General features: G+C 46.2%; 25 protein-coding genes. 10 read left to right on the top strand and 15 right to left on the bottom strand.

Features of this window, described 5'->3' with window-relative positions; genetic code table 11:
- The first annotated feature begins 75 nt into the window (after nucleotides 1-75).
- Both QUB37_RS02340 and QUB37_RS02345 read left to right on the top strand, forming a co-directional pair.
- Nucleotides 76-1,128: an FAD-dependent oxidoreductase gene (locus QUB37_RS02340; RefSeq protein ID WP_333158719.1), complete on the top strand. Its 1,053-nt coding sequence runs from the start codon at nucleotides 76-78 to the stop codon at nucleotides 1,126-1,128.
- 51 nt (nucleotides 1,129-1,179) lie between these two features.
- Nucleotides 1,180-1,662, top strand: coding sequence for a hypothetical protein (locus QUB37_RS02345; RefSeq protein ID WP_333158721.1), 483 nt, complete (start codon nucleotides 1,180-1,182; stop codon nucleotides 1,660-1,662).
- Nucleotides 1,663-1,737: 75 nt separating this feature from the next.
- Here QUB37_RS02345 and QUB37_RS02350 read toward each other — a convergent pair whose 3' ends face one another.
- The 5 genes from QUB37_RS02350 to QUB37_RS02370 all read right to left on the bottom strand — a co-directional run bounded on the left by QUB37_RS02350 (nucleotide 1,738) and on the right by QUB37_RS02370 (nucleotide 6,232).
- On the bottom strand, nucleotides 1,738-1,917 hold the full coding sequence (locus tag QUB37_RS02350) for a MafI family immunity protein (protein ID WP_333158723.1): 180 nt from the start codon (nucleotides 1,915-1,917) through the stop codon (nucleotides 1,738-1,740).
- 166 nt (nucleotides 1,918-2,083) lie between these two features.
- Nucleotides 2,084-2,284: a hypothetical protein gene (locus tag QUB37_RS02355; RefSeq protein WP_333144455.1), complete on the bottom strand. Its 201-nt coding sequence runs from the start codon at nucleotides 2,282-2,284 to the stop codon at nucleotides 2,084-2,086.
- On the bottom strand, nucleotides 2,281-2,580 hold the full coding sequence (locus QUB37_RS02360; protein ID WP_333158725.1) for a BrnT family toxin: 300 nt from the start codon (nucleotides 2,578-2,580) through the stop codon (nucleotides 2,281-2,283). Before QUB37_RS02360 ends, QUB37_RS02355 begins: the two co-directional genes overlap by 4 nt.
- Nucleotides 2,581-2,908: 328 nt before the next feature.
- A complete protein-coding gene (locus QUB37_RS02365; protein WP_333158727.1) occupies nucleotides 2,909-3,325 on the bottom strand; it encodes an NUDIX hydrolase in 417 nt (138 codons plus the stop codon).
- A gap of 276 nt (nucleotides 3,326-3,601) precedes the next feature.
- Nucleotides 3,602-6,232, bottom strand: a complete 2,631-nt coding sequence (locus tag QUB37_RS02370) for a M1 family metallopeptidase (RefSeq protein WP_333158729.1) — start codon at nucleotides 6,230-6,232, stop codon at nucleotides 3,602-3,604.
- A 224-nt stretch (nucleotides 6,233-6,456) separates the two neighbouring features.
- On the opposite strand from QUB37_RS02370, the gene QUB37_RS02375 reads away from it, so the two are divergent.
- Complete coding sequence (locus QUB37_RS02375) at nucleotides 6,457-7,539, top strand: class I fructose-bisphosphate aldolase (protein ID WP_333158731.1); 1,083 nt, start codon at nucleotides 6,457-6,459, stop codon at nucleotides 7,537-7,539.
- A 191-nt stretch (nucleotides 7,540-7,730) separates the two neighbouring features.
- Nucleotides 7,731-8,612 carry a CRISPR-associated endoribonuclease Cas6 gene (cas6, locus tag QUB37_RS02380; RefSeq protein ID WP_333158733.1) on the top strand — a complete coding sequence of 294 codons (882 nt, stop codon included), beginning with the start codon at nucleotides 7,731-7,733 and terminating at the stop codon, nucleotides 8,610-8,612.
- On the opposite strand, the gene QUB37_RS02385 is transcribed toward cas6, so the two are convergent.
- Nucleotides 8,613-8,939, bottom strand: coding sequence for an antibiotic biosynthesis monooxygenase (locus tag QUB37_RS02385; RefSeq protein WP_190661662.1), 327 nt, complete (start codon nucleotides 8,937-8,939; stop codon nucleotides 8,613-8,615).
- A 428-nt stretch (nucleotides 8,940-9,367) separates the two neighbouring features.
- Between QUB37_RS02385 and QUB37_RS02390 the strand changes: the two genes are divergently transcribed.
- Nucleotides 9,368-9,835, top strand: a complete 468-nt coding sequence (locus tag QUB37_RS02390; RefSeq protein ID WP_333158735.1) for a response regulator — start codon at nucleotides 9,368-9,370, stop codon at nucleotides 9,833-9,835.
- Between the two features lie 100 nt (nucleotides 9,836-9,935).
- Nucleotides 9,936-10,229 (top strand): DUF2103 domain-containing protein, encoded by a 294-nt coding sequence (locus QUB37_RS02395; protein ID WP_333107423.1) that lies wholly within the window; start codon nucleotides 9,936-9,938, stop codon nucleotides 10,227-10,229.
- Here QUB37_RS02395 and QUB37_RS02400 read toward each other — a convergent pair.
- Nucleotides 10,218-10,844: a HEAT repeat domain-containing protein gene (locus tag QUB37_RS02400; RefSeq protein WP_333158738.1), complete on the bottom strand. Its 627-nt coding sequence runs from the start codon at nucleotides 10,842-10,844 to the stop codon at nucleotides 10,218-10,220. The genes QUB37_RS02395 and QUB37_RS02400 overlap by 12 nt on opposite strands.
- A 70-nt stretch (nucleotides 10,845-10,914) precedes the next feature.
- Nucleotides 10,915-11,637 carry a LuxR C-terminal-related transcriptional regulator gene (locus QUB37_RS02405; protein WP_333158740.1) on the bottom strand — a complete coding sequence of 241 codons (723 nt, stop codon included), beginning with the start codon at nucleotides 11,635-11,637 and terminating at the stop codon, nucleotides 10,915-10,917.
- Between the two features lie 92 nt (nucleotides 11,638-11,729).
- On the opposite strand from QUB37_RS02405, the gene QUB37_RS02410 reads away from it, so the two are divergent.
- Nucleotides 11,730-12,434, top strand: coding sequence for a DJ-1/PfpI family protein (locus QUB37_RS02410; protein ID WP_333158742.1), 705 nt, complete (start codon nucleotides 11,730-11,732; stop codon nucleotides 12,432-12,434).
- 21 nt (nucleotides 12,435-12,455) lie between these two features.
- Here QUB37_RS02410 and QUB37_RS02415 read toward each other — a convergent pair whose 3' ends face one another.
- The 7 genes from QUB37_RS02415 to QUB37_RS02445 all read right to left on the bottom strand — a co-directional run bounded on the left by QUB37_RS02415 (nucleotide 12,456) and on the right by QUB37_RS02445 (nucleotide 18,006).
- Nucleotides 12,456-13,295, bottom strand: coding sequence for a HEAT repeat domain-containing protein (locus QUB37_RS02415; protein WP_333158744.1), 840 nt, complete (start codon nucleotides 13,293-13,295; stop codon nucleotides 12,456-12,458).
- Between the two features lie 236 nt (nucleotides 13,296-13,531).
- Nucleotides 13,532-13,816, bottom strand: coding sequence for a phycobilisome linker polypeptide (locus QUB37_RS02420; protein WP_333158746.1), 285 nt, complete (start codon nucleotides 13,814-13,816; stop codon nucleotides 13,532-13,534).
- Nucleotides 13,817-13,931: 115 nt separating this feature from the next.
- Nucleotides 13,932-14,801 carry a phycobilisome linker polypeptide gene (locus QUB37_RS02425; protein ID WP_333158748.1) on the bottom strand — a complete coding sequence of 290 codons (870 nt, stop codon included), beginning with the start codon at nucleotides 14,799-14,801 and terminating at the stop codon, nucleotides 13,932-13,934.
- Nucleotides 14,802-14,991: 190 nt separating this feature from the next.
- Entirely contained in the window at nucleotides 14,992-15,807 is an 816-nt protein-coding gene (locus QUB37_RS02430; RefSeq protein WP_333158750.1) for a phycobilisome linker polypeptide, read from the bottom strand.
- Between the two features lie 148 nt (nucleotides 15,808-15,955).
- Nucleotides 15,956-16,444, bottom strand: coding sequence for a phycocyanin subunit alpha (gene cpcA, locus QUB37_RS02435; RefSeq protein WP_006631256.1), 489 nt, complete (start codon nucleotides 16,442-16,444; stop codon nucleotides 15,956-15,958).
- A gap of 102 nt (nucleotides 16,445-16,546) precedes the next feature.
- Nucleotides 16,547-17,065: a phycocyanin subunit beta gene (locus QUB37_RS02440; protein ID WP_333146104.1), complete on the bottom strand. Its 519-nt coding sequence runs from the start codon at nucleotides 17,063-17,065 to the stop codon at nucleotides 16,547-16,549.
- Nucleotides 17,066-17,751: 686 nt separating this feature from the next.
- Nucleotides 17,752-18,006, bottom strand: coding sequence for a hypothetical protein (locus QUB37_RS02445; protein ID WP_333158752.1), 255 nt, complete (start codon nucleotides 18,004-18,006; stop codon nucleotides 17,752-17,754).
- Between the two features lie 519 nt (nucleotides 18,007-18,525).
- Between QUB37_RS02445 and QUB37_RS02450 the strand changes: the two genes are divergently transcribed.
- The 3 genes from QUB37_RS02450 to psb27 all read left to right on the top strand — a co-directional run bounded on the left by QUB37_RS02450 (nucleotide 18,526) and on the right by psb27 (nucleotide 23,374).
- A complete protein-coding gene (locus tag QUB37_RS02450) occupies nucleotides 18,526-21,345 on the top strand; it encodes a cation-translocating P-type ATPase (protein WP_333158754.1) in 2,820 nt (939 codons plus the stop codon).
- Nucleotides 21,346-21,594: 249 nt separating this feature from the next.
- Complete coding sequence (locus QUB37_RS02455; protein ID WP_333158756.1) at nucleotides 21,595-22,827, top strand: AAA family ATPase; 1,233 nt, start codon at nucleotides 21,595-21,597, stop codon at nucleotides 22,825-22,827.
- Between the two features lie 148 nt (nucleotides 22,828-22,975).
- Complete coding sequence (gene psb27, locus QUB37_RS02460) at nucleotides 22,976-23,374, top strand: photosystem II protein Psb27 (RefSeq protein ID WP_333158758.1); 399 nt, start codon at nucleotides 22,976-22,978, stop codon at nucleotides 23,372-23,374.
- The last annotated feature ends 127 nt before the right edge of the window (nucleotides 23,375-23,501 follow it).

Here is a 23,501-nt window from a genome sequence, read left to right on the forward strand (position 1 = left end):
GCCCAAAAAAGGCTTATATGGGCCGAACCTAGGAAGCAGTTAATTTAAAATCTAAAATCTAAAATCTAAAATTGAATGGTTCGCGTTGCAATTATTGGTTGCGGTATTATTGGGGCTTCGATCGCCTTTGAACTAAGTCAATTTCCCGAACTGAAAGTTACTGTGTTCGACAAACAGCCGCCGGCACAAGGTTCTACTGGCGCTGCACTCGGTGTTTTGATGGGAGTTATCAGCCACAAAACTAAGGGCAGAAATTGGCAGTTGAGGGAAACCAGCCTTCAGCGCTACGAAACTTTGATTCCAAAATTGGAAGCAGCTACGGGGCGAAAAATTCCTTTTAACAAACAGGGAATTTTAATGCTTTGTTCGGAGGGAGAGGATTTAAGTAAGTGGGAAAAGTTGATAGCAACTCGCGAGTCTCAAGGTTGGGAATTGGAACTTTGGGATCGGGAACGAGTGCGATCTCGCTGCCCTCATCTCTATTTAAACGATAAGATTATTGCTGCGATTTATTCGCCTCAAGACCGGCAAGTCGATCCGACGGCGCTAACTTTGGCTTTGGTTGATGCTGCTGAACAAAATGGGGCGATTTTTGAGTTTTGCGTGCCCGTTGAAGCAGCGGCGATTGCTGCTAGTTTGGAGTTCGATCGACTAATTGTGTGCGCTGGTTTGGGTTCTGCTGCTGTTACTGCATCGTTAAATCAGTTGGTTGACATTCGCCCGGTGTTGGGACAAGCGCTGCATTTGCGATCGCCGAATCCTTTAGGAAACCCAGATTTTAGGCCGGTAATTACTTGCGATGACGTTCACATTGTGCCTTTGGAAAATCAGGAATATTGGGTGGGGGCGACGGTGGAGTTTTCAGAAAATGGCGGGGAAATTGCGGCGAATGCTGATATGTTGGCGGAAGTGATGGCGAGGGCGAGTTTGCTTTGTCCCGCCTTAGCATTCGCCTCAATCATCAGGAAATGGTCAGGATTGCGCCCGCGGCCGGAAGGGCGGGCCGCCCCAATTATCGAGACGCTTCCCGGTAACGATCGCGTTCTCATCGCTAGTGGCCACTATCGCAACGGTGTTCTGCTGGCCCCTGCAACCGCGCGATCGATTCGAGAAATGATTTTGCAATAATTAACAAATGTTAATACAATCAAGACAGCCATTCATATCTTACATCTAAATATGTCCGACAAACCTTTAGGTAAACCGCGCTCTTTGTGGCGAGTAATTTTGCTATCTGGAGTTAGCTTGCTGCTATATTACGGATGGTACAAATGGATTATTCAAGAAGAATTGCGTCGCTATAACGGCAGCGGTTGGTCGGGAACCCTTTGCTTGCTTCCCTTTGTTTTAGGAGTAGCCGTGCCCCAAGCTTTGCGGATATTCGACCCTGACGTTCCCGGATGGTTTGGTTGGTTTTCCTTGCTCGGTATTGCTTGGATTTACATCGTGCAGTTCAAACTTTACAATACAGTGAACGAATTGTACCGCCAAGAAGGAATCAAAGAACCGCTAACAGTTTGGTGGATTTTTGTACCAGGTTTAAATTTAGTTGTCGGCTTGCGGCAAATTCACTTTTTGAGCCAGTTTTGGGGGAGAAAACAGGGAATTGAAGTTAAGGATAACTTAGCCGAAAGCATTCCTTTCCTCTCAGCTAACGCCTAATCTGTATTAAGGCATCTGGACTTTTGGCTGCAATTTCCCTTGGATTTGCAGCGATCACATCTACATATTCTACTCTCAAGGAGTTATGTGGACTTTTAACATCTCCCAAGTTTCCCGTTCCATGTTCAAGATATTGCCTACTTCTTGCAAGAGTTCATAACCCTTTAAATTTCTGGGAATTTCTTCTTCAATGAGAATACCGCATAAAGTCTCTAACGCCAGATTCCACTCGCCCGCATGAATATTGGAAATCATAAATTATATTTGAGTGTCTGACAGTTGTGGTTTCACGATGTTAATGACTTCATGGAGTTTACTTTCTACAAGTTTATAGTCAAACATGATCCTATCTCCTTCTGAGAGCGATCGCGATCGGGCATTATGAGCCAAGCCACTTGAGAAAAAAAACCGGGTTTCTCACCTACTCAATACTTTGAATTAGTTTAATGTTATTTCTCAGCCATTCATTGACCAAAACTTGAACCTCAATCTTTTTATGCTCAGCAATTTTAGTCACAAATTCCTCGACATCTGGTTCGAGATAAATGGGATAATGAAACGTAGCATCAGGATGGTAAAATTTGCCTTGCTCTGATGAAGAAAAGTCATACTCTGATTTCATAATTTCCTCTCTTGATAAGCTTGGGTTTCAGTGAAATTAGCTTTGCGGGCTGAAATTATCCGAATTATACAGGAGGTGCGAGCGGTTTGTTCAAAGGTATGGATGACAACCCTTAAAGTTCCTGTTTCATCTAAGCCTATGGTAATCCATCTATCTTCATCTTGACTGTGTTCTTCATCATATATTGTTAATTGAGAACGATCGCGGAAAACAGTTGATGCCAAACGAAAGTTCAATTGATGCTTGCGAATATTTTGCTTTTCTTTGGCTGGATTCCAATCAAAGTTATAATCCAAGGCAATTTATTATGGTAAACGAAGCTGCAATTAAATTATAACATAAATTATGAGTTAATGACTTCATGGAGTTTACTGCCAACAAGTTGGTAGTCAAACATGAGTTTATCTCCTTTTGAACTCGATCGCGATCGGGCATTATGAGCCAAGCCACTTGAGAAACGTATAGCGGAATCTTGTCTGGCGACTTAAATCCTGGTAAGTGACTCCTGTAATCGCGCACATTTTAATCTTAACATTGCTGAACTTTGACTGCACTTCCGATTCCAGCTTGTCGAGAAGTCTTAGATACCCGACTTTGTGAATAAGTCGGATATCTGGGTATTGTTCACCAGAACCGATTCGGCAAATCGGCCAAAATGAGTTTGAGTTCCGGTTCGTTAACCCGCTTAATTGCTTTAGGAATACTTACCCACTGCCGCTTTCTCTTGCCAGCTTCCGGCCAAATTTCTAGAACTGCTTGCACTTCCATTAAAAATACTTCTACCTGACAAGTATAGCCGGACTTTTGATACTCGTAAGTTCCTAGCAAATCCGGGAACACTTTACCCAACAAACCAGCTTCTTCCCAAGCTTCCTTGGCGGCCGAATCTTGGGGAGTCATGTCAGGTTCAATTAATCCTTTGGGAATAACCCAGCGCTTGCTAGCCGAAGAAGTAATTAGCATTACTTCAATTTTTCCGTCTTGAATACGATAGGGAATTACCCCCGATTGCTCTACCAATACAGCGGTTCTTATACTCATAATTTATGCAATATTTATTGGTAAAAAAGCTGCTGCTACATCAAAGCTTTACAAATTAAAAAAAATTGCATTCTGATTCTCGATAATTCCCCAGTTGAGACAACAAAGTGGAGAATAGAGATATTTAGTTTTTCCCCTCTGTGCAAAATAGGAAATTCCCCTGCACTCCCAATGAACAATAATATTATTATAACTGCGCGAAATCCTCTACCGAAAAGCAGATAAAAGCCGATCGACAATCTCTGCTTTTACCTGCGCCGATATGCGGTTTTACGCCTAATCTTTCTTCGCCTTAGCCTCCAAATTTTCCATCCGACTCCTCAAATCTTGATTCTCCTTTTTCACCTGGTCTAATTCCTCCCGCAACTGCTTTACCGCTGCATCAGAACCAGCATTTTTCTGGACTCTTTGCACAGCTTCGTCAGCCATGCGGCGAACGCGACCATCGGGAGTTTGGTCAGCTAAAGAACGCAAAATGCGAATTGCTTTGCGAGTTTGCATTTGTCCTAATCCCACTACTACAGAGACTTGAGTCAAGAAAAACGTCTCTTTAGATAATTCTGCCAATCGCTGCAAAATCCGTTCTAAATTGACCTTCGTTTGACCTGTCGAAATGGTGCCCAAAGCTCGAATTGCAGCCAAGCGCAAAGCTTGCGGAGTACCGACGGCTGTGTATTTCAATATTAGATTCAGCGCATCTTCAGAAGTTTTCATCTGCGCCAAACCTGCGATCGCCCCCGATCGCACTACCTCATTCCACCCCTGACGCTCTTTCAGGACGAATTTTAACTCTTTCAGTACCTGTTCGTCGCTAGGTTTTTCGTCGGGGTTAGCCGCTGCAATTGAGCCCATAGCACTCGCTGCGGCTGCTTCTACATAATAGCTGTCATCGCCTTTTTCGACGATCGATCTCAGCGCTTTATAAGTTTCGTGAGTTTGGATTTTACCCAGCGCATTCACCACAGCGCGACGAACACGAGCATCTTTATCTTTTAAACCACTTACTAAACCTTCAAAAACTTGGTCGAGTTTAATTTCAACTAACTGGCCGGCAACTTCGGCCCGTACTGCCCAGAACGGCTCTTTTTTGAGAACTTCTGATAGCGTTTTCACCGCTTCCAGTCCTCCTTTTTTCGCCAAAGCGTGGGCGGCGTAAATCCGGGAAACCGGGTCTGGATCGAATTGCAACTGAGCTTTTAATTCCGCAATTCCATACTCTAAAACAACCGTTTTTAAGTATTTATTGCCGACATCAAAACTGATAAATGCAGGCTTCTCTTCGAGAGGAAAATAGAAGCTTTGCTCGCGCTCATGCACTCGGACTGTGAAAGTTTTTAGGTTCGGGGTTGAACGTGCCCAAGTGTCATCGTCTGCTTCTTTTTCTGGCTTGTAACCGAAGCCGATCGGAATTTTTAGGTCAAAGACATCTTTGCTGTTGCCGTTGCCATTTTTGCTATCTTTTACCTGAGTTTGGGTGACAGTAACTTTTGCTAATTTGCTGTCGCCATCCCAAGAATAAGCAACCTTATAATCGGGATGACCGCCACGATAAACGTACTGGTCAAACAAAAACATGAGATTGCGACCGGTAGCCTTTTCTATCGCCCTGAGCAAATCGATGGTTTCTACAGTTTTGTGAGCGTTATCCCGCACAAAAGTGTGAATTGCTTTGTCAAATAATTCGTCGCCCAACTCGGCGCGAATCATGTGATAGACACAAGCACCTTTTTCGTACAAATGGCGATCGTACAATTCGATTGCTTCGCGGTAAACGTGAGTAACAATGGGGCGGCGGTAGCGAGAACTGTCTTCTGCTAAATAATTGCGGGCTTCATTTAACATATAGTAAGCCGCGTCTTCTTTGCCGTATTCTTTGTCAGTCCACAGCACCTCGGAGTAAGAAGCCATGCCTTCTTTCAGCCAAGCATGAGACCAATGTTTAATTACTACTAAATCACCGAACCACTGGTGAGCTAATTCGTGGGCAACTAAGCTTTCAGTACCTCGATTGTCGAGGGTGGCGCGTTCGTCTAACAAGCACCTATCTGTTAGTAAAGTTGTCGAAGTATTTTCCATGCCTCCGAAGATGAAATCATCGACGCAGACTTGAGCGTATTTGGGAAAAGGGTAAGGATAGCCAAATGCTTTAGAGAAGAATTCAATCATTTGAGGCGTTTTGCCCATGCTGCGCTTAGCGTCTGCTTCGCGGCTTCTTTCCACGTAATAATTAACTGGTTTGCCGTTCCATTCGTCTTTAATTTCGGCAAAATCTCCGACTGCTAAGGTCATTAAATACGTCGGGTGTACTTGGGTTTGGGACCAGTGATAAATTTTATCGTCGCCTTCGTTTTTTGTACTAATTAATTCCCCGTTGGAAATAGCAAAGAGTTGTCTCGGAACTTGCACTCTAATTTCCGAAGTTGCCAACTGTCCGGGATAGTCGAAACAGGGAAACCAGAAACGGGAATCTTCATCTTCTCCTTGAGTCCAAACTTGTGTTGGTTTGTCTGGATAGTGTTTGTCCGGGCCGACGAAATAGAGGCCGCGCTGGGGTTTTTCTACCGAGTATTCGATCGCAATTGTAATCGGTTGGTAAGCTTCGGTTGGTTCGTGTAGTTGAATTTGCAGGACTTCGCCATCGCTGTCGAAATTTTGCTCAATTTCGCCGACTTTTACTGATTTAATATTCAGGTTTACAGCATCTAAGGTTAATTTGTCAATACCGCTGCGGACTGGATTGATGCGGATGCTACAAGTGCCACGAAAGCTTTGTTTGGGAATATTCAGCACTAAGTCGAGGAAAATGTGCTCTACTTGACCAGGGCGATCCGGGTTGTAATGCGGCCTGGCACCAGGCATCTCGAAGGATTTGTGACCGTTTTCAGAATCAAAGTAAGTGTGTGACATTGTGATGGCAAAGTTGTGAGTCGATCGGCGATCGCTGGCAGCGCAGATCCGGCTGAACTGCCAGCTTATTATAGAGTAGCGCGTCCTAGCTGCTGTTGTCGCTAACTTGTTAAAAACTGGTTCTAGGGTTGAGGGGATGGAAAATATGATTTTTTCGCTACAATATCAGCAAGGTTAATGTCTGCAATCATCAGCCTGTAATTGAAATTCAGAGGGAAATCTGTATGACAGCTACACTATCAGTTCCCAATTCCATCGAGTCTTGGCTTGGCGACGAAGCCGAAGACTTGCTCACCCATCAAGCAAAAGTTCCTAAAGATTTGTTGCACCTGCCTGGCCCGGATTGGGTCGATCGCATTTTTGCTCAAACTGATCGATCTCCTCAAGTTTTGCGATCGCTTCAGCAACTTTATTCTAGCGGACGCTTGGCAAATACTGGCTATTTATCCATCCTGCCAGTAGACCAAGGAATCGAACACTCGGCGGCCGCTTCTTTTGCACCAAATCCCATCTACTTTGACAGCGAAAACATCATTAAATTAGCAATTTCGGCTGGCTGCAATGCTGTCGCGACAACGCTGGGAGTTTTGGGAAGCGTATCTCGCAAATACGCGCATAAAATCCCTTTTATTGTCAAGCTCAATCACAACGAGTTGCTAACTTATCCCAATCAATTCGACCAAATAATGTTTGCAACCGTCGAGCAAGCTTGGAATTTGGGAGCAGTTGCAGTGGGAGCAACAATTTATTTTGGTTCCCCGGAATCGACGCGACAAATCCAAGAAGTCAGTCAGGCTTTTGCCCACGCTCACGAATACGGAATGGCGACAATTTTGTGGTGCTACCTCCGCAACGATATTTTTAAACAAGACAAAGATTATCACGTTGCAGCCGATTTAACCGGGCAAGCAAATCACTTGGGGGTGACAATTCAAGCTGACATTATCAAGCAAAAATTGCCCGAATGCAATAACGGTTACGAAGCTGTTGCTAAAGCTAGCGGTCACAGTTACGGCAAAACCGACAAGCGGGTTTATTCGGATTTGACAACGGATCACCCGATCGATCTAACTCGCTATCAAGTGCTCAACTGTTATGCGGGAAGGATGGGTTTAATTAACTCCGGCGGTGCTTCCGGGAAAAGCGATTTTGCAGAAGCAATTCGCACGGCGGTAATCAACAAGCGCGCTGGGGGATGTGGCTTAATTTCCGGCCGCAAAACTTTTCAGCGCCCCTTTGAAGAAGGCGTAAAATTGTTCCACGCCATCCAAGACGTTTATTTGTCGCCTGAAATCTCGATCGCCTAAAAATTCACAGTGCAGAGAGGTGCGTCAATATCACAACCTAAACGTAGGTGTACACGACCCACAAATCGTCGTAAAAGTAGGGTGCACATTGTGCACCTTACGCGATTTAGATTCCTTAATCTAAGTTGCAACTTAGCTGTAGTATTAATACTAGCTGAACATATATACAGACACAGTATATAAATTTAAAAATGCCCCACAGCCTTGTTTTAAACCTCCGGCCAGTTGCACCAATTCCCTCCCAGTTTTTAACTGGGCGGCATCTCCACGCTTTGTTTTTGAACCTTGTGAGTGCTGTAGACAGCGATTTGAGCGCGTACCTGCACGACCAATCTCATGAAAAAGCTTTCACTTTAAGCCCTTTTCAAGTAAGCAGAAAAGAGGCTTACAAAAGCAGCACTCCCCAGCCACAAAAGAGAGTTTTGCCTCCGGCTTCCCGCACAATATCTCCGGCTGTACAGTGGGAACACAAGCAAGCAATTCAGGAAAATATGCCGATTTGGTGGCGGATTTCTCTGCTGGATGACGGTTTGTTCGATCGCCTAACTCAACTTTGGCAGCAACTCAATTTCGATCGCCCCTGGCATCTCGGCCCGACAAATATATACATTACTAATATTTTGAGCCAACCCCAATCCAACCAGCCGTGGGTAAACTTTTGTACTTACGCCGAATTGTTCGATAGAGCTTCGGAAACTGAGCGCCAAATAGCTTTTAGTTTTTGCACTCCTACTAATTTTCGGCAAGGTGTATACGATAGTGCTATGCCCACTCGTGAAAGTATTTTCGGCAGTTTAGCGAATCGCTGGAACAAGTACAGCACGATTGCGATCGAACCTACTTTCACAGAAGCTATTTTCCCCAGTTTCTTCGATATCAGAACAGAAGTTAGTACGGATTCTCGCAGTAAATTTATTGGCTGCGTCGGCGATATTAGTTACCGAATTATGGGAGATATAGCTCCTGCTACTATCAAGCAAATTAACACTTTAGCAGATTTTGCACTTTACAGCGGAGTGGGGCGAAAGACGCCGATGGGTATGGGAATGACTCGCCGGTTGCAGGATTTTTAATCATTCGCTTTTGGGCTGAATTTCACTGACGATTTCATAAACATCAGTGTCGGGAAGTTTCGCAAACAAAGGCGTCATCTGCTTTAATATTTCCTGATAGGCTTCGCTTTGATTGGCGGCCATCTCTTCTACGCTTTCCCAAAAAATGATGGCAATACCTTTGTCTGTATTGGGCAATTGCAGCAAATACGCTCCCTTAAAACCTGTAGCATAAGTTGCAACGGCTTTTTCAAAAAGTTCTTCGGCTTCTTTAAATTTTCCAGGTTTAAATTCGCCAATGGCAACGTAGGCAAACTGATGTCTGAGAAAGTCTAGAAATTCTGACATATCTTTTTCCTCACTTAATAGCGATACACCAAGTTATATTTTACCCGATTGCCCGAAATTTGTGAACTTCACAGTTTTTAGTTTCGTGCTCAGCAAAGTGGCAGATTTATTAATTACACGTAGCTGCGAACGCCACTTAAATAGAAACTTTTTGAGTCAGGCGGCTGGAAGCTTTATTAAATAAACTATTGAATCGCTGATTTTAGACCTTCACAATCCTAGGTACACCGGAGCGACTTCTAGCGCTAGTACAAAAGGTAAAGCTGCTGATAACTCAAGTTTTGTGTGTAACTGTGAGCATACACAAAGCCGTAAAAAGTTGCCAGTCAAAAGCGGTTTTTTGCAATAACCCTATTGAATTCTTTAAAACTTACCTGTAACAATTATAACAGAGCCATACAAACAAAGTAAAGAGCCAGCTTAAACACATGAAAAAAATATTAGTAATTGAAGACAATAACTTAATTCGAGAAACCGTATTAGAACTTCTGGCATCGCGCGGTTTTGAAGCTGTCGGGGCTGAAAATGGAAAAGTTGGTATCCAGTTAGCTGCCCAAATTCCCGATTTAATTTTGTCTGATGTCATGATGCCGGAACTAAACGGTTTTGAAGTATTCGCAGCCGTGCGATCGCACCCTGCAACCGCCAGCATTCCGTTTATTTTTATGACAGCCTCCGAAATGGAAAAAGCCCTGGAACTCAAAGCAGACGGCTATCTCAAGAAACCTTGCAGCGTCGCAGAAATGCTCACGGCGATCAAAACTCAACTAGAAAAACCGACAGTTAGCAACCCACAACATCAAAAAGTACAGGACAATTCTGTGTCCTCAAATCTCAGCTTGCGCGCCAGCAATCAAAAATCTCCGTTTGAGATTGCCTCGGTTTGCTGGCAATGACACGCACAGTAACGTTATTGATACATAAGTTGAGGGAATTTCAAATTGGTTCCCCCCAGGGGTGGCTTAGACTGGGTATGTTGAATTTGGTTAAAAATTTATGAACGCACAACCCAAAGGCCGCCTAGTTTGGAATCACTCTACCCACCTTCCCGGTTTGATACCAATTTTAGAGCGCCTCACCCTAAAAATCGGCATTCAAACAGTCACGCCTGGGGTCATCAACAAAGTTAAAGGACACATCCCCCGCATGACATTAAGAGTGTCAGTACCCATCCGCGGGGGATTTAAAATCATCGCCAGACAGGGCAAAACCGTACAAGAAGTCTTTATATTAACGACTCTCACTCAAGGGGACTTGGAAGAGACGATCGCCCAAACCCTAGCCAAGTGACAATATTTTCTTAGCAAGCAAAGCCCGAGCCTTAACTGAAGTAGTTTCATCGCTTTGGGTGATTTCCTCAAGTCTGGCCGAAACTTCCGCTAACCAATCCGGTTTAACAGTCGCAGCACCCGCCAAAGCTTGCAAACCCCCCGCTGCTGCGTAGCGCACCACCCATTCTGGATCTCGGGACGCTTGCAGTAGCGTTTTCACAGCGCGAAGTTGAGCATCTGCAATTTGTTCTGCCGGCATCAATTCCCAGCAAATCGTCCCCAAACCCCTAACCGCCGCCCGTCGCACACTCAAAGCAAAGTCATTCGCCGCTGCATCGAGCAAAATCTCCAAACCCCTGGGGTCGCCAATTCCCGCCAAAGCCCGAACAGCCCAAGCTCTCGCCCCGTAATTGTAGCCGTCAAGCTGTTCTAGAAGTGGCAGCACTGCAGCTTCTCCCAGTTGAATCAGCCCGTCAACGGCGGCAACAGCGGCGCCTGGGTTGTTGTAACCGAGCACTGTAATTAAGGTAGGAATTGCTTGTGTTGAGGGAGTCGCCGCCAGTGCTTTGACTGCGTTTAACAAGCCCTCGGAAGAATCTGCTTGTTCGACAGCCTGAATTAATTCTAATGCCATTTATTTATAGTATTTACAACAGGTTTACAAACGATTTGAGATTTTAGATTGCTAATTTTAACAATATTTCCTATGAACCTAAAATCCCTTGAAGTTGCACTATCATCTCGGTGCGAGAACAAACATTCAGCTTGCGGAACATCCGTTTGAGAGCTTGCTTGACAGAATTTTGCGTAACCCACAGCGCTGCACCAATCTCAGCATTCGTTAGTCCTTGTGCTACCAGTTCAGCAATTTGTACCTCTCGCGGTGTCAAACGACTCGCTAACGGCGAAATGAATCTTGCCTCCGGCACCTGTAACTTTGCCAGACGGGCTGACAGGTGAAGACATAGCGCGCTCAAGCGAGCAACTTCCCCAGCACCAAATGCAGGTGTATCACCGACGCGGGCTAAATTAACTGTACCAATAAGACGGCCGTCGCCTACAATTGGCCCAGTTATTATGTGTTCGTGATCGTAGTAGGCGCAACAGCGCTGATAAAGTTCGCACTGCTTCCAACCTCCCAGAGGTAGCACCATTTCTTCGTGAGCGGGAGCATGGCAGTCAAGCACGTAGCGCAACACCGGATCGACGGCTCGACCAACTTTTTCGTAGCGCTCTACAAAAGCACTAACATTGGGTACGCCCCGAACATCAATCTCGGCAATGCCGGAGTGTTCGCCAAAGAAATAGATTCCCCAGCGCTGTACTCCAAAATGCTCGCCCACTCCATCCATAAACCGCAGTCGAAGTTCGCGCTCGTCGCGAGCAGAGGCGATCGCGTCAAATAGGGCATAAAGAGAATTAGTCATTGATGGGTTCAAAGTGTACTCACTTGGGGACTATGCAATTTTGAGATTACTTCCTACCATAATCTCTAGCAAAGGTTCCAATAATTTGAAAAATGACAACTCAAGCAAAATATTACATTGGTCTGGTGATTTTTCCTGGCATGACTCAACTCGATATGACTGGCCCTTACCAGGTATTTTCCATGATGCCTGATACTCGTGTTCTGCTGTTGTGGAAGACTCTCGAACCAGTGACGAGTAGCGAGGGGATGAAGATTTTACCTACCGCCACCTTCAATGACTGTCCGTCTTTAGATGTTTTGTGCGTTCCCGGTGGCGCGATGGGGCAGGTAGAAATGATGCAGGATGCAGAGGTACTGGAATTTCTGCGCCAACAGGGAAAAACAGCAAAATATATCACCTCGGTTTGTACGGGTTCTTTGATTTTAGCTGCTGCTGGACTCCTTCAAGGATACCGCGCTGCTTGCCATTGGGCATTTCGCGACCAGTTAGCAATGCTGGGCGTTGAAGTTGGGACTCAAAGAGTGGTTGTCGATCAAAATCGCATCACAGGCGGTGGCGTAACTGCTGGTATCGATTTTGGATTGGTAGTTGTTGGCACACTCTGCGGCGAAGAAACTGCCCAAATGATTCAGTTACTTCTAGAGTATAATCCCGCACCACCTTTTAATGCTGGTTCTCCCGAAAGTGCTGGAGAGATTTTAGTTGAGCAAGTGAAGAAATTTGGCGAACAGCTAATAGAGGCATCCCTCGCAGCAACGAAGCAAACAGCGCTTGGATTGGGTATTAATCATTAAGTTAATAGTTACCTGCGCTATTTACAAAAGGCTATCCATTAAGTTCATAACTTGGATAGCTTCATCTGACAAAGATAGAGATTCTTGTTGATTGAGGTGATGCTCCAAAACTCCTTTGAGCGCAATCAATTTTATGCTATTTTCTGCTAAAGTCTCAGAAATAGCTTGCGCTCCCGGCAAATAGCCGATCGCCCCCAAGTCCATCAAAGCCGATCGCCTCAACTGCAAATTATCCCCATTCAAAGCACTTACCAACCGCTCTCCGTAAACCCGCTCACCAGTTAACTGATACATCGCCCGCGCCGCAGCGTACTGCACCCGCTCCACAGAATGTTCTAAAAAAGGTGAAATTAGCGGTATAGCTTCTGTCGCTTGCAGCGTTCCCAAAGCTTCAATTACCGAGTCGTAAGGTTGCACGAGGTGCGATTTTCCTGGTACTCGCACAGCAACAACTAGGCCCCCATCCAATAGGTTCATTAGCGGCTCAATAGAATCGCGATAGCCCAGCATTTCTAGAGCTTGAGCCGCCGCTTCCCGCACGTAATAATCGGCGCATTCCAAACAGCGAATCAGGGCCGGTAAGGCTTGTTTGTCGCCCAATTTACCCAGAGCCCGCGCCGCATTTCGTAATAGGGAATAGTCGCCAATTTTTGTTTGTTCTGACTCTTCTTCCAATGCGGCAATTAAAGCTGCAATAGCTGCCGGTTCCTTGACGCGAAATCTGCCCACCCACCAAGCAGCATAATACCGGAGACTGTAATCTTGGGAGTGCAAATTCGCGATCGCCTGTTCAACAGTTAAAGACTCGCCCTCAGCTACACCCGCCGGCGGTGAGTCAGATTCGTAATAATCCATAGTCATTAGTTATTAGTTATTAGTTATTAGTTATTCGGCTATTGAAATCGCTGCTACCCAGACACAACCTGCAAGGGTTAGGGAAACTCGCCGATTCAAATCGCTACTAAACAGACAAAACCCGCCTGGGCGGGTTAAATTAACTTTTAGTCCGCTGGGAGTGGACTTTATTTGTCTAGCAGCGATTTTCATCGCCCCTTCTAGCTTTTGTAGGAGCGATGAAAATCGCCCCTGCAACCAAACTATTGGTGATCACCAGATGATTCATGGGATGACTCATGGGATGATTCTGTACCCGCGTTTAAAGGATGAATGCTGACAATTTTCCCGCCCATGCGAGTAATCCGCTGCATTTCTTGATTCATCCGATTGTAAGGCACGTTGATAAATGTACTGGCGCTCGATCGAATCGAATAATCCACATTATTTGTTTCATCGCTTTGGCGCAAGCCCACAACTTCATACCGAAAGCAGCGACCAGACGAAGCTGTATTGCCACTTTTTCCAGCTACAATTTGACCCAACATAAGCTTCTTGGTAATTGGTAATTCTGACTGTTGACTGTTGACTGTTGACTGTTGACTGTTGATTAAAAGCTACCAACTGCCAACTGCCAACTGCCAACTGCCAACTGCCAACTGACTAAATTGGAGTAATGCTGGCGATTTTCGCGCCCATGCGTTGAAATTTCTGCATTTGCGAGGACAACTCCTCAACAGGTACGATGAAAGCCTTGCTGCTGCGGCGCACGCTGGGATAGCCACCCGTGCGAATGCCCGAAACTTCCACGCGCACCAGCCGCCCTTCTTTGCCGTAAGCTGCCGCACCGCCGAAAGTGCTGGCCGGAGTTACGTTTCTGGCAGAAGGCCGATATGCCCAACCTTCGTTACCGCCAGAAGGCCCAACTACAGCCGTAGCGGTGTTAGTGCCGAGTTCGACAGCTAAGCGAGAGCTATTGCCTTCTAGTTGAGATGTATCGCTGTTTGCATAGCCACGATACAACCGGAACATCCGGGTAAAACCGACGGTTTTTTGACCACGCTGGGTGTTAAAGCCGCGGTAGTAAGGCACGATACTTTCGCCAAAGTTTTCTTGATACTCTACTGAATCGATGTAAGAATCAATATCAGCGTCGTAGCCTTTTGTTTGGTACAAATCTAAGTGTTCGACTACTTCAGATTCGTCGTAGGTAGCGCGACCGAGCAAGTGTTTGTAGTTTAGTTCGATCGTCCGAGTTTGGAAGCTGTTGTAGAAAAACTTGGTTTTGTACAGTTCTGACTTAGCTACAGCGCGTACAAATTCTCGTACACTCAAACTGCCGTCTCGCAGCAAAGACTCGGAACTTGTAAGTCGCTCGGATTTCATTAAATAGTCGTTGCCCAGCACCTGACGGTAAACCGCACGAATCACAGTTTCAACGTCGTCTTTGGTGTAGTTCGGGCGCAATTCTACCTTCGGCGCATCGCTCAATGCGGATGTTCCTAGTCTGGACGCTGCTGTTGTAATCGCCACCAGATTTTCTCCTAAATTATTAATGACAAAAGTTTAATGCTTGGTTGCACTTGAAATTTTTAGGACTAAGGATAATATGCCTCAAAGTAGGGTGTACACTGTACACCTTACATATCCACATAAAATTGAAGAATTTTTTAGCCTTAGTCCTAATTTGCTAAAGACGTTTCAAAAAACGTCTTTACAAACTTTAAGCTGTGGTAATACTTACCACTTTGCCGCCACGTTTGTTGATTTGCTGCAAGCGGCTCGAAAGTTGCTCGTAAGGCACGAGATATTCCGTAGTAGTCCGCCGCACTTGAGGGGAAAACTTAGCCGAACCTTGCATTGCGGTGACTCGGTAGAGTTGGTCGCGAGAACCGCCGGAAGTTCCACCAAGGGCTTTTCCGGTGGAGGCCGTGTATATCGGCGAAGCCATATTTCTCGCTACTTCCCAAGTCAGCCGGGCTTTGGTTTGGTTTTGCGATCGATCGCTAGAAGCAAAACCCCGGTACAGTTGAAACATCCGGTTAAAACCGACGGTTTTTTGACCTCTTTGAGTCGCGAAACCGCGATAGTAAGGCACTACACTTTCGCCAAAATTTTCTTGATACTCAACTGAGTCAATGTAAGAATTGATTTCAGCTTCGTAGCCTTCGGCATTGTACAAATCAACGTGGAAAGCAATTTCCGACTCGTCGTAAGGAGCGCGGCCCAACAAATGCTTATAATTAAGCTCAATTAACCGCGTTTGCGAGTTCGGATAAAAAAACTTTTTCCGATAGGTTTCGGAATGTGCAATTGACCGCACAAAATCTTTCACTGAAATCTGCCCTTGCAGCAGCAGAGATTCAGCACTGGTAAGTCGTTCGCTCGACATTAAATACTCGTTGCCGAAAACTTGGCTGTAAGCAGCGCGAATTACTGCTTTCGCATCCTCTTGCGTCCAGTGCGGGCGCAGTTCTACCCGTCCCGCTTCTTCAAATGCTTTTATTCCTAACCGTTCTGCTGCACCTAATCCTGCCATCTTTGCTTCTTCCTTTTTTGCTTTAAAAATTGAAAACTGCTTAAAAAAGTATTTGCAAAACTAGGCTTGGATCGCAGATGCCCGGAATTGTAAACAACCGCTAACACTTAAGCTAACAGCAGCTTACAATCCCGGGCATCACGCAAATCTAGCTCAGAGCGTTGATTGCGTAGTCGATGTAGGAATTCGCTTCAGTTGCAGCGTCGCCACTGAGACCGTGGTTGCCTTTGATGTACTTGAGAGCTTCAACGTACCAGCTAGGAGACAATTCAAATGTCCGGTTGATTTCGTCAACACCTGCAATCAGGTACTCGTCCATCGGACCGGTGCCGCCTGCAACTAAGCAGTAGGTTACCATCCGCAGGTAGTAGCCGATGTCGCGAGAACACTTGGCTTTACCTGTTGGGGTAGAAGCGTAGTTCGGGCCTTGCATTTGTTGCGTGTACGGGAATTTGTTGTACACAGCTTGAGCTGCACCGTCGATCAAGCGCTGAGAGTTGGCGGTCAACGCTTTGGCTGCTTCCAAACCTGCTGCTGCTTGGCGGAAACGGCCGAAGGCGACTTGCAGTTCAGTGCTGCTCAGGAAACGGCCTTGAGAATCGGCTGCGGTTACTGCTTCAGTCAAAGGGGTTTTCATTGTTCTGGTGTCTCCCTAATGTTGTGTTGTTTTTGTACAAAAATGATTGTTTGCAAAAATGCGATGCTCGCTTCTTTACAAGAAAGGTTCGCTTGGCTATTTTTAGCCGACTGCACTAGCTGCGCGGTCGAAGTAGCTGCCGATTTCAGACATCAGCGAGCTGCAATCACCACGGGTAACGCCGTTGGGGTCGTTAGCGATCGCGATTGCTGCTTCCTTCATTTTTTGCACACCGGCTGCAACTGAGCCACCGGGAACTCCCAGAGCTTGGTATGTTTCACGCAGACCGTTCAAGCAGCGGTCGTCCAAAACGCTGGCGTCGCCTGCAAATGTTGCATAGGTGACGTAGCGCAAGATGATTTCCATATCGCGCAAGCAAGCTGCCATGCGGCGGTTGGTGTATGCATTACCACCAGGAGCGATCAGTTGAGGCTGTTCGGCAAACAGGGTGCGAGCTGCATTGGCTACGATGCTGGATGCGTTGCCGGTGATGCGGTTTACTGCGTCAATCCGCTTGTTGGCGTCGGAAACCATGCTGCTGAGAGCATCGAGTTGACCCGGAGCTAGAAATTCGCCCCGAGCGTCAGATTGGGAAACCACTTTTGTAAATGCGTCAAACATGAAAGAACTCTCCTACTTGAGTTAATTGAGTTTGGTTGCGGTATAAAACCGTTAAGTTAAATTTGTTCAGGCTACGAGTGCCTGCAAGGGTTGAAATTTGATGCCAGCTAATCTGCTGGTCCGATCGAGTTCTCCCTTTCCGCTACCTGCACTATTGTTACATCGTAACGGACGTTTAAGAAACCTTAGAATTTTTTACATCTTTTATGAGATGCGACAAACCTTGTCAATCAGTGTTTTTGTTAACTTTGGCCTGTCGTTTCAACCCTCTGATAATCTTTATACAACGCTCGCCCGTCTTTGTTTATTACAAATTATTACAGAAAGTTATCTCTCTAAGAAGGTAAATGGATGGGCGGGGAAGTACGGGCTAATCTCCTTCCTCCGATAGATGCGCGGTTGCAAAATAAAACGCAGAGTTTGCTTCGCTCGCCCCTGCAGTTACGGTTGAATCGATCCGAACCATTTAGTGGGCCGATCGCCTTTGTTGGCTTTCTCTGGAAAAACGGAATTGTTAAAAAGTGTTAAGTAAATTAAAGTTTTCGTAAAAGAAGGCTGGGGGAATAGGGAAAAAACCAAAAATTCTGCCCAATATCAGGAGGGCAGCAGAATTGGGTGTGGGCAAAATCCCCAAGATTGTGAACCCCCTCGCCACAGCCTCAGCTTTTGCCGGCAATCATCAGCATTTAGCGACAAAACTCAGCCGTTGGAAGTTGAAATATCGAGCCCGGTCTTTCATAACGCGGGGATTCTTGGTCTGGGGAGTCACTGGACTTGACCCCAGACCAAGCATCTACTGTTTGTCCTGCAGCGGTTGCAAAAAAACTTTCTTCATCTATATATCTGTATCTATGTTCTGCTTCCCACAGGCTAGTCCCACGCAAGCGTGTGGCAAGCTGAGCATTGTGGAGGGTGAGAAAACCAACAGAGGCGATCGACACCTGTTACCGCAGCGCCATTTTTCTTTTAACAACGGGAATAGATGAGTTCGGATACGAGCGTTTTATGACGTTTTTTTTAAGGTAGGTTTTAACCTGCGGCGCACGCTTGCACCCCCGGACTAAAGTCACTTTTGCTTTCAGCTTCTTTTGTGTGTAATAGCCGAAAGAATTGCTAATTTTTAGTATTGACATCCTCCCCGGCGTGAACGCGCGGGAATTCCAAGAATCACTGCTTGGGCTTTTGTCCTAGAAGGACGGGGCTTTAAACCCATTATTTTTGGTAAGGTGGATAAGTGCTATCAGCGGTAGGTCTACAAACGGCGCGATCGAGCCGCCAGACGCTGTGAAGTTAAAAGCTTTCTGCTTCCCCGGCATCGAACGGCCCCAAACCAGTCCTAAGTTAAACAGTTTTTTATTCAGAACTCAAAACTTAAAACTCTCTTACTGTAATCAGCCAGATGGATCGGCTGTAGCTGTCCGGCCGCAACCACCTCTATGCCCCATGATCGATCGTAATTTATGTCTTCAACTTCTCCCTCTTCTTGGCACACCGTAGCAATTGACCAAACTCTCAAGCAGCTAAGCAGCAACAAAGACGCTGGCTTGAGCAGCCAACAGGTGTCAGAACGCTTACAGCAATACGGCCCCAACGAACTCGAAGAAACAGGAGGCCGCAGTCCGTGGTCGATTTTTGTCGATCAGTTCACCAACATCATGTTGTTGATGCTGATGGGTGTGGCCGTGATTTCGGCTTTTTTGGACATCAGGTCAAATACTTTTCCCAAAGATGCGATCGCCATTTTTGCGATCGTCATACTCAACGGCATTCTCGGCTATTTCCAAGAGCAAAGTGCTGAAAAAGCCCTCGCAGCCCTCAAAAACCTCGCTTCTCCCCTAGTCAGAGTCCTGCGGGACGGCAAAACTTCAGAAATAGCAGCCAAGGAACTCGTACCTGGAGACGTGATGCTGTTGGAGGCAGGGGTAAAAATAGCAGCAGACGCACGCTTGATCGAAACATCAAATCTGCAAGTCAGAGAATCTGCTTTGACGGGAGAAGCTCTAGCAGTTACCAAGCAAGCAGAGCTAGAACTTCCAGAAGATGCTTCCTTGGGCGATCGACTCAACCTAATTTTTCAGGGCACAGAAGTTGTTCAGGGACGAGCAAAGGCGATCGTCACCAACACCGCAATGCAAACTGAACTCGGCAAAATTGCCGCCATGCTTCAGTCAGTAGAAAGCGAACCGACTCCCCTGCAACAGCGGATGGGCCAGTTGGGAAATGTTCTTGTCTCCGGTGCCCTAGCCTTAGTCGCAATTGTCGTCATCGGCGGCATGATTACCTTCCAAAACGGCAGCATCGGGTTGGATACCAGCAGGTGGGAAGAGTTGTTAGAAGTTTCTCTAAGCATGGCTGTGGCTGTGGTTCCCGAAGGGCTCGCAGCAGTCGTGACAGTTACTCTGGCACTCGGAACTAGGCGGATGGTGAAACGAAACGCCCTGATTCGCAAACTGCCTGCGGTAGAAACTTTGGGCTCGGTAACAACCATTTGTTCTGACAAAACAGGTACTCTGACTCAAAATAAAATGGTAGTTCAGCTAGTGTCTACGGGCGACTGTACTGTCGCCGTCGCAGGATCTGGCTATGCCCCTATCGGAGATTTTACCGATCGCCTGACATCGGCCAAAATTAATAATTTAGAGGAATATCCAGAACTCGAATCTTTATTAATTGCCTGTGCAGTTTGCAACGACGCAGTATTGCAACAAGAACAGCAAGAATGGCAGATTTTAGGCGACCCCACAGAAGGAGCTCTGCTGTGTGTAGCGGGAAAAGCAGGCATTTATAAGGAAAAACAGTCTCAATTGCTGCAGCGGACGGCGGAATTTCCTTTTTCTTCCGAACGCAAACGGATGAGTGTGATTTGCGAAGTGCCCGGCAGATCGGGACATTCGGGATTTCCAGCAGTTGAAGGACAGCAGCCGAATTATTTGATGCTGACCAAAGGTTCTCCAGAGTTGACTTTGGAGCGCTGCAAAGGCATTATAGTCGGCGATCGAGTACAACCTTTAACCCAGGAAATGCGCGATCGCATCCTCGTCGAAAACAACAACATGGCAAGCGGCGGTTTGCGAGTCCTCGGGTTTGCGTACAAACTCTGGGAAAACATACCGCCCGAAGGTTCTGAGGAAACCAGCGAACAAGACATGATTTGGCTGGGACTCGTCAGTATGCTGGACGCCCCGCGCCCGGAAGTGCGGGAAGCAGTGAGGAAGTGCCGCAATGCTGGCATTCGGGTGGTGATGATTACAGGAGACCACCAGTTGACAGCAAAAGCCATCGCCTACGATTTAGGTATTGCAACAGAGGGCGATCGAGTTCTCACCGGTCAAGAATTAGAAAAGCTCAGCCAAGAAGAACTCAAACAGCAAGTCGAACAGGTTAGCGTTTACGCCCGCGTTTCCCCCGAACACAAATTGCGAATAGTCCAAGCTTTGCAAAGTTGGGGCAAATTTGTCGCAATGACCGGCGACGGAGTTAACGACGCCCCCGCCTTGAAACAAGCCGATATCGGCATCGCCATGGGGATTACCGGCACCGATGTCAGCAAAGAAGCTAGCGATATGGTGCTTCTCGACGACAACTTCGCAACTATTGTCGCCGCCGCTGAAGAAGGGCGAGTGGTTTATAGCAATATTCGCCGCTTTATTAAGTATATTTTGGGCAGCAACATCGGCGAAGTTTTGACAATTGCGGCCGCACCTTTAATGGGTTTGGGAGGAGTGCCGCTGACGCCGCTGCAAATTTTGTGGATGAACTTAGTAACAGACGGCGTTCCCGCTTTGGCCTTGGCTGTGGAACCGGGGGAACCGAACGTGATGAAAAGGCCTCCTTTCAGTCCGCGAGAAAGTATTTTTGCGCGGGGTTTGGGTTCTTACATCATTCGGATCGGGATTATTTTTGCAATTTTGACGATCGCGATGATGTCCTGGGCTTACGGATATACTCACTCTCCCGGACACCGCGATCCAGATGCTTGGAAAACAATGGTGTTTACAACTCTTTGTTTGGCGCAAATGGGTCACGCGATCGCAATTCGGTCTAACACTCAGCTAACTATCGAGTTAAATCCCTTGACTAATGTTTTTGTTTGGGGAGCTGTGATTGTTACTACTGCTTTGCAATTGATGCTGATTTACGTTCCGCCACTGAGATCCTTTTTCGGCACTCATTATTTAACGGGGTTTGAGTTGCTAGTTTGCTTCGGTTTCAGCGCTCTGATGTTTGTCTGGATCGAAATGGAAAAACTGTTTTTGCGCTTTTACAAATCTAGGAAATAGTGTAACGGCTGACGGATAGTGAGCGATGTTTCATTATTCCTTAGATGGCTCTCATTCCGCGCTCTTCTCAACGTCCGCAAGATATCCCGCAGGGGTTTTTAACCCCTGCCTCAAAGCAAAAGTCCTCGCCATGAGGACTGAAAAAACTATGTTTTAAAAATACAAAGAAAAATAAATATTTTTCTGGCAGGGTAATTATCAATAACCCACGTCAACAGTCAACAGTCAACAGTCAACAGTCATTATATTATGTATTTGAAAACGCTGCACCTACGGCAGTTTCGGAACTACTTCGATCAAAAGGTAGCCTTTGACGCTCCCAAAACAATTTTAGTAGGAAATAACGCTCAAGGAAAATCTAACTTGTTAGAAGCGGTAGAGTTGCTTTCTACATTAAAAAGCCACCGGGTAGGGCGCGATCGCGATTTAATACTCGACTCAAAGCCGATCGGGCAAATTGATGCTACACTCGAACGTCAAACCGGAGCGATCGACTTAGCTTTAACTCTTCGCTCTGGGGCGCGTCGGACACTGAAGCTCAATGGTGAACCGCTGCGTCGCCATTTAGACTTTTTGAGCGTCTTAAATGTAGTGCAATTTTCTTGTTTGGATTTGGACTTAGTTCGCGGCGGGCCCGAAGGAAGGCGCAATTGGATCGATCGCCTAGTTATCCAGTTAGAACCGATTTACGCTCACATTTTGCAGCAGTACAACCAAATTTTGCGCCAGAGAAACGCTCTGTTGAAACGTTCTAAAGAAATCAGGAAAGCGGAATTTTCCGAAGGTTTTGACAAGATGCGATTTATTGCACCAGAAAGTCCCGAACCGGAAAATACAGAAGACTTACCAATCCCCAACTCCCAATTCCCACTTCCCAGTTCAGAATTAGCTCTGTGGGACGCGCAGTTGGCGACAGCGGGCGCTCGCGTCATCCGCAGGCGCGATCGAATTCTGGAGCGTTTGATGCCTTTGGCTCGAAATTGGCACCGTTCAATTAGCGGTTCAGCAGAAGTTTTAGACGTGAAATACGATGCTAATATTGAAGTAAGTTCAGAATTTATCGCTAAAGACAATCTCGAAGGAGTGCGGCAAGCATTTTTAGAGAAAATTCAAAAAAGGGCGATCGCAGAACAGTTTCAAGGAACTACTTTAGTCGGCCCCCACCGCGACGACATTACATTTACAATTAACAATACCCCAGCTCGTCAATACGCATCCCAAGGTCAGCAGCGAACTCTGGTATTAGCATTAAAATTAGCCGAATTGCAGCTTATTGAAGAAGTCGTCGGCGAAGCGCCTTTACTGTTGCTCGACGACGTACTTGCAGAACTCGATCTGAGCCGCCAAAATCAGCTTTTAGAAACAATTCAAGAACGATTTCAAACTCTGATTACTACAACTCACCTAGGCGCTTTTGATGCTCAGTGGCTACGACAAACCCAAATTCTCTCCGTCGTTGCTGGACAAATCAATCGATTTTAGATTTGAGATTTTAGATTTTGGATTGACAAATTTTAAGTTTCATGGTATTGAAACCAAAAAATTGTAGAAAGTGGCATTATTAGCTCAATTCGAGATAGGATAAAGGTTAATTTTCATTGCAGCTTTCGCTTCCATTTTTCTAACCCTTATGAAGCATTACATTTCCCGTCTGTTAGCCCTGGTATTAGTTGTTGTCATCGGCATAGCGGGCTGTACCAATGTTCCCGCCACTCTGAGTGGAGATTATGGCCAAGACACATTAGCATTAGTGAAGAGCTTGAGAACAGCGCTCACTTTGCCAGAGGGCACGCCGGAAAAAGCAGCCGCTCAAGCCAAGGCTCGCACAAGTATCAACGATTTTTTTGCTGAATACCGTCGCGATCCCGCTCTTACCAAGCTGGCCTCTTTCACGACAATGCGGACGGCATTAAACTCTTTGGCAGGACATTACAGTTCCTATCCAAACCGTCCCGTTCCTGAAAAATTGAAAAAGCGTCTTGAGTCAGAATTTCAGCAGATTGAAGCTGCTCTTAACAGAGGAGCTTAATCTCAAAATTTAGGATCAAGGATAAATTTTAACTCTTTTGGCGTAAGTCCCGCGCTGTAATTGTACTCAATTGGGCGTCGGGATATAAGCCAACCAAGGCTTGTGAAAAAAATCGACAAGTTCCTAT

Source organism: Microcoleus sp. AT3-A2, assembly GCF_036705685.1.
Taxonomy (GTDB): domain Bacteria; phylum Cyanobacteriota; class Cyanobacteriia; order Cyanobacteriales; family Microcoleaceae; genus Microcoleus.